The following is a 4,889-nucleotide window of genomic DNA, read 5'->3' as shown; positions in this document are numbered from 1 at the left end:
CCTCCAGGAGGTCAGCGCGAACGACGCCTGGCTGACCTGCGCCGCAATCGCCCATAACCTCACCCGCACCGCCGGGCACCTCGCCGCCGGCCCTCAAGCCGGCGCCCGGCCAGCGACGATTCGTACCCGGATCATCAACGTCGCCGCCCGGATCGCGCATCGGGCCCGCACCATCCACCTGCACCTCCCCGAGCACTGGCCCTGGCAGACGGCGTTCGACAACCTGTTCACCGCCGTCCAGGCCACCCCCGGCTGACCAGCCGGAACCCGCAGAATCCAGGCGGCCCGGCCACAGGCCACAACCCTGCTCCACCCGAACAAACGCGTCCAGGGCAAGCCGATCACGAGATCGGCGACTCCCACACGCCCGCCGGATCACCCCACACAGAAATGATCAACGGCGATCGACACCGACTGCGTCGGTGGATCGAGGCTGAGGGTCATGCCGGAGTGCTAATGAACTGGGCGATCGATGCGGGACGCGTGACCACCAGCCGGTCGTCGACCGCGCGGTTCACGTCACGGTGATAGATGACCGCCGGCCGGCCACCCTGATTGCTGCTGGCGCGATTTCCTCAGCACACCTTGATGAGCGCACGGCCGGCGAGGTCGGCAACCTGCCGCAGCAAATCGGCCGGGTCGGTGTCGAGGTCGAGGCTGTGCTGGACGATGTTGATGTCTGTATTGCGGATGTACCGGTGCAGCGCGTCGGGAGTGCCCCGCGCGTAGATCAGCCAGCCGGTGGTCAGGCTGAGCGCGGTGCAATATGCGCGCATCTGGTACGCGTCGGCGACTGGCCCCTCCAGCTTGTACTTCGCGTCGAACACCGCGACCGGACCCTCGGCCTCGACATGCACGACGTCCGGCCGGATCGGAATCGTCCGTTCCCCGTCGAAATGCCTCCGATACTGGGACTCGGTTCGTCCCGGACGACGCCGCAACGCCTCGCGCACTGCCCTCGTGACGAAGTCCTCGAAGACCATCGCCGCGTTCACAACGAACGCGGCCATGCGCCGGCCACCCCGCCCCGGGTCTGCGCTGTATTGCCGCAACACCAGCTCGGCCAGACGCAGCGCGGGCAGGTACCGGACGTTGAGCCGGCCGGGCCGCCACCTCGGCAGGATTGCACCGCCTGGCAGCAGCCGAACCCGTCGAGCCGTCCGTCCAGGTGGCTCAGCCGGGCGCGCGTCGAGTCCGGCAGCCGGGGAACCCCGGCCATCCAGCGCAGCGCGGTCCGTAGAAGCCGGTTCTCGACGGTGTCCACGGTGTAGTCGTCGTACGTGACCTCGATCGGCAACGGCTGCGCGGGCCGGCGCGCCCACTGATCGGGAGCCGATCCGGCCCCGAACAAGCGGTAGCGCCTCGTCGACAGCGACATGTCCCTGTAGCACTCCGGGTGGAGGGCCCGCTCCGCCTGTCAGACCAGGGACTCGGCGAGGGCCGGCCACAGGTCCCGATAGAGCGGCCGGGAGTCACCGCGTCTTCATCCTGCGGGTACTGGATAATGCAGGAGCATGTGCTCGGGGCTGCGGCGGAGGAGGTCGCGGACTACCTTGGCGTTGCCGGAAAGACGGTGCATAAGGCCAAGTCAACGGCCCATACCATGCACCGGGTGGCCCCGGCTACGGAGATCCAAGCTTCCGCAGGTCAGTGCTTGGATTAAACCGGGCGGAGTGGCGAAGTCGGACGACGAGAAGGTCGAGTCATGAGCTTATTCGAAGTCGAAGATATACCGACCGTAACCGAACGAGCACCGGTTCCGACATCGGATATCGACAGAGCGCTCACCTCGCAGCTCGTTGTGGCGTGGGCCGGCGAGACAGGGGAAGGAGGTCGGCTTGGTTGGTGGCGGTCTGATCTCGTCTCCGAGTACGGCGGCGAGGATCTGTTCCGCCGGCTGTTGCCGAGCACCTGGCGCTGGGCAGTGCTTCAGGGCGCGCGAGAAGCCGCCCGAAGGATGGACTCGGAAGTCCGGCGTCAGGACCACGACCCGGATCGCCTCATCTCACTCTTCAATCTGGGTTTCGAACTGGACGAGCGGATCGAGGAGCGTTTCCAAGATCTGAAGCGCTTGAGCCGCGCGCCAGAGGAGGCACTTCCGGGTCTGGCGATCGTCAGTGGCGGCTGGGACCGGAATCGGTTCTGGGACTGGGTCGCTGGCCACGGCACTGCCGAGGGGACAGCCTCTCCAGGCGGGCGGCTACTCAAGGGGAGTCCTCCGATCGCCTTGGATCAACTGGTACGGAAGCTGATCGCAGGACTCGCACCGGAGGGCGAGCGCTATCCGCTTCCGCACTTCAGGAGGATGCCATGACGGATCGACCGCGAGAGGTGACGGAGGTGCACACGCGCCTGTCGAAGTGTGCCCTCGAGGTCGACAACTCGCGCGCCTTCTGGGCCCGTGTCGACGAGGAAATCTCCGTGAACGCGCAGAGGGCCTTCGATGAGTACTGGTTCGGCGCCCGAAGTCTGGCGCGGGTCAAGATTCTCGTCACCAACATGCGGGCGCGATTCGGCGCGTTCCCGTCTGCGTTAGCCGTACTCCACAGCTGGGAACAGATGTCGCCGGACATACGCAGAGTCATCTGCCACTGGCACCTACAGCTGACCGACCCGCTGTACCGGCGTTTCACAGGCGGGTATCTGACGGACCGTCGTTGCGGGCTACGCCCGGAGGTGACTCGCGATCTTGCCGTCGGGTGGGTCAGCGATCAAGCGGGCGCACGCTGGAAGATGTCCATGCGGATCGAGCTTGCCAGCAAGCTTCTCGCGGCGGCACACTCAGCCGCCTTGGTCACCAAAATCCGTGACCCTCGTCCGCTCGGTGTGCCACGCGTGCCCGACGAGGCGCTTGAGTATCTTCTGTATCTACTCCGTGAGACGGAATTCGAAGGCAGCATGCTTGACAACCCGTATCTTCGTTCGGTCGGGCTGGAAGGTGCCGTCCTCGATGAACGCCTACGAAAACTTCCGGGGCTCGCGTTCAAGCGGCAGGGTAACCTTGTCGACTACGGCTGGAAGTACCGCGACCTGCGGATGTGGGCCGACGTCAGCCTCCGAGGCGCCCAGCCGTGTATGGCTGGAGCCGCCTCGTGACGCTCCCTATCTTCGAGCAGAGCCCACTGCGCGAGGCGTTTGCCGCGCTTCGGCGAGATCTCATCAACGCCGATGGACCGAGCATCAGCACGATGCGAAATTACCGATTCGCGATCCTGCAGTACGAACCGTCCGACGAGTTCAAGCTTCGCGGCGAGGTACAGCGCCTGACCACCGATCTTTCCGCAAACGGCTGGATGATCATTTCGATCAGTCTCCAGAAGCTCCTGCTCGACCGGGTCAGGGCGCAGGGCTCGGAGTGGGTCGACCGCGTCATGCAGATGGAACGGCGCATGGCTGACATCGAACCAGTACGCGGGCTGAACTACCTGAAGTCCAAGCTCTCACCTCTGGTCGAGGGGCCGGACGGGATCGCGGCTGATTGCGGCCGTCTGATCTGCGAATACGCCGACAACAACCCAGGCGCCGTCGATCGAACCGTCGTCCTCATCGGACGCGCAGGCGCGATGTACCCATTCATTCGGACATCTGCTCTTCTTCGTCACCTCGACGGCCGGACACGAAACGTCCCGGTCGTGCTGCTCTATCCGGGCGCACGGCAAGGCCCGGCTGGACTCTCATTTATGGGCATTCTCAACCCGGACAACGACTACCGGCCCCGGATCTATCCATGAGGGACACCATGCTGATTCGCGACCTCTTCGTCTCGGACGTCACCCGGGACATCCCACCTGTGGTGTATTTCCACGAGCAGGGCCCGGACAAGCTCACCGACGAGGTTTCCGAATACATCATCACCGGGGGCTGGCCCGAGGACCATCCGAACCATCGCCGTGTGCCGGACGGCATCCATGAGCAGTACGTTCGGCTGCTCACGAATATCGCTACGGAGCTCGACAAGGCCGGCGGACCTGAACTCCCCAATATCTGGGTCTCAGGGTTCTACGGCTCCGGTAAGTCGAGCTTCGCCAAGCTCCTCGGGCTTGCGCTCGATGGTGTCGCATTGTCGGATGGAGGCTCGCTCGCGGAAGCGTGGCTTCAGCGCGACACGTCACCGAGGTCCGCTGAACTCCGCCAGGCTTGGCGCGTACTTCGCCAGAAGATCGATCCGCTGGCCGTCGTGTTCGACATCGGCGGCATCGCGCGGGACAACGAGCATATCCATGCCGCGACCGTTCGACAGGTCCAGCGGCGGCTTGGTTACTGCGCCGAGGCCCTGGTAGCCGACTTTGAGTTGGGCCTCGAACGCGACGGGGAGTGGTCCCGCTTCGAGAAGACGGCCCAGGAGGTGCTGGGCATTCCCTGGGCCAGCGTGAAGGACAAGTCGCTGGCCGAGGAGGAGTTCTCCCAGGTCATGAACGCGATGTACCCCGATCGGTACACCGACCCCATGAGCTGGTTCACCAGCCGCGGTGGCACCCATACCCGCTCGGAGTCGCCCGAGGAGGCCGTGGCCGCCATCCGCGACATGCTCAAGTTCCGCCGCCCCAGTGCCACACTGTTTCTTGTCGTCGACGAGGTGTCCCAGTACGTTCTGTCCAGTAAGGACCGCGTGGATCGGTTGCGCGCCTTTGCGACCGCGATGGGCTCCACGCTTCACGGCAAGGCATGGCTGTTGGCACTTGGGCAGCAGAAGCTTGACGAGGAGGCGGACGACTCCTTCCTGGTGTGGGCCAAGGACCGCTTCCCTTCGAAGCTTCGTGTCCACCTCGCCGCCACGAACATCCGCGATGTCGTCCACAAGCGGCTCCTGCAGAAGCGGCCCGAGACCGAGGGACAGCTGCGCACGCTGTTCGAGCGCTACCGGCCCGACCTCAAGCTGTATGCCTATG

The 4,889-nt window shown here is 65.0% G+C and carries 7 protein-coding genes; 5 read left to right on the top strand and 2 right to left on the bottom strand.

All coding sequences use genetic code 11. The annotated features are described in order from the left end of the window. Window positions 1-256: transposase (locus DMB66_RS58220; protein ID WP_199753275.1), on the top strand; the 256-nt coding region annotated here is incomplete at its 5' end. Window positions 257-575: 319 nt separating this feature from the next. On the opposite strand, the gene DMB66_RS65485 is transcribed toward DMB66_RS58220, so the two are convergent. Both DMB66_RS65485 and DMB66_RS65480 read right to left on the bottom strand, forming a co-directional pair. Further along, window positions 576-1,067: an McrC family protein gene (locus DMB66_RS65485; RefSeq protein WP_255441644.1), complete on the bottom strand. Its 492-nt coding sequence runs from the start codon at window positions 1,065-1,067 to the stop codon at window positions 576-578. Next, window positions 992-1,378: an McrC family protein gene (locus tag DMB66_RS65480; protein ID WP_255441643.1), complete on the bottom strand. Its 387-nt coding sequence runs from the start codon at window positions 1,376-1,378 to the stop codon at window positions 992-994. The genes DMB66_RS65485 and DMB66_RS65480 overlap by 76 nt, the downstream gene beginning before the upstream one ends. Window positions 1,379-1,705: 327 nt before the next feature. Here DMB66_RS65480 and brxE point away from each other — a divergent pair, with 327 nt between their 5' ends. The 4 genes from brxE to DMB66_RS58195 form a co-directional block, all read left to right on the top strand. Beyond that, window positions 1,706-2,314 carry a BREX-6 system BrxE protein gene (gene brxE, locus DMB66_RS58210; RefSeq protein WP_125812519.1) on the top strand — a complete coding sequence of 203 codons (609 nt, stop codon included), beginning with the start codon at window positions 1,706-1,708 and terminating at the stop codon, window positions 2,312-2,314. Next, window positions 2,311-3,096, top strand: coding sequence for a DUF1819 domain-containing protein (locus DMB66_RS58205; RefSeq protein WP_125812518.1), 786 nt, complete (start codon window positions 2,311-2,313; stop codon window positions 3,094-3,096). The genes brxE and DMB66_RS58205 overlap by 4 nt, the downstream gene beginning before the upstream one ends. Further along, the gene (locus DMB66_RS58200) at window positions 3,093-3,731 is read left to right on the top strand and encodes a DUF1788 domain-containing protein (RefSeq protein WP_125812517.1); all 639 of its coding nucleotides are present in this window, start codon (window positions 3,093-3,095) and stop codon (window positions 3,729-3,731) included. The genes DMB66_RS58205 and DMB66_RS58200 overlap by 4 nt, the downstream gene beginning before the upstream one ends. 8 nt (window positions 3,732-3,739) lie before the next feature. Continuing rightward, window positions 3,740-4,889, top strand: a 1,150-nt coding sequence (locus DMB66_RS58195) for a hypothetical protein (RefSeq protein WP_233625589.1), incomplete at its 3' end; no start/stop codon positions are given.

Source organism: Actinoplanes sp. ATCC 53533 (assembly GCF_003947245.1).
Note: the sequence above shows the minus strand (reverse complement) of the source record. Positions and strands in the feature narration are given on the sequence as shown.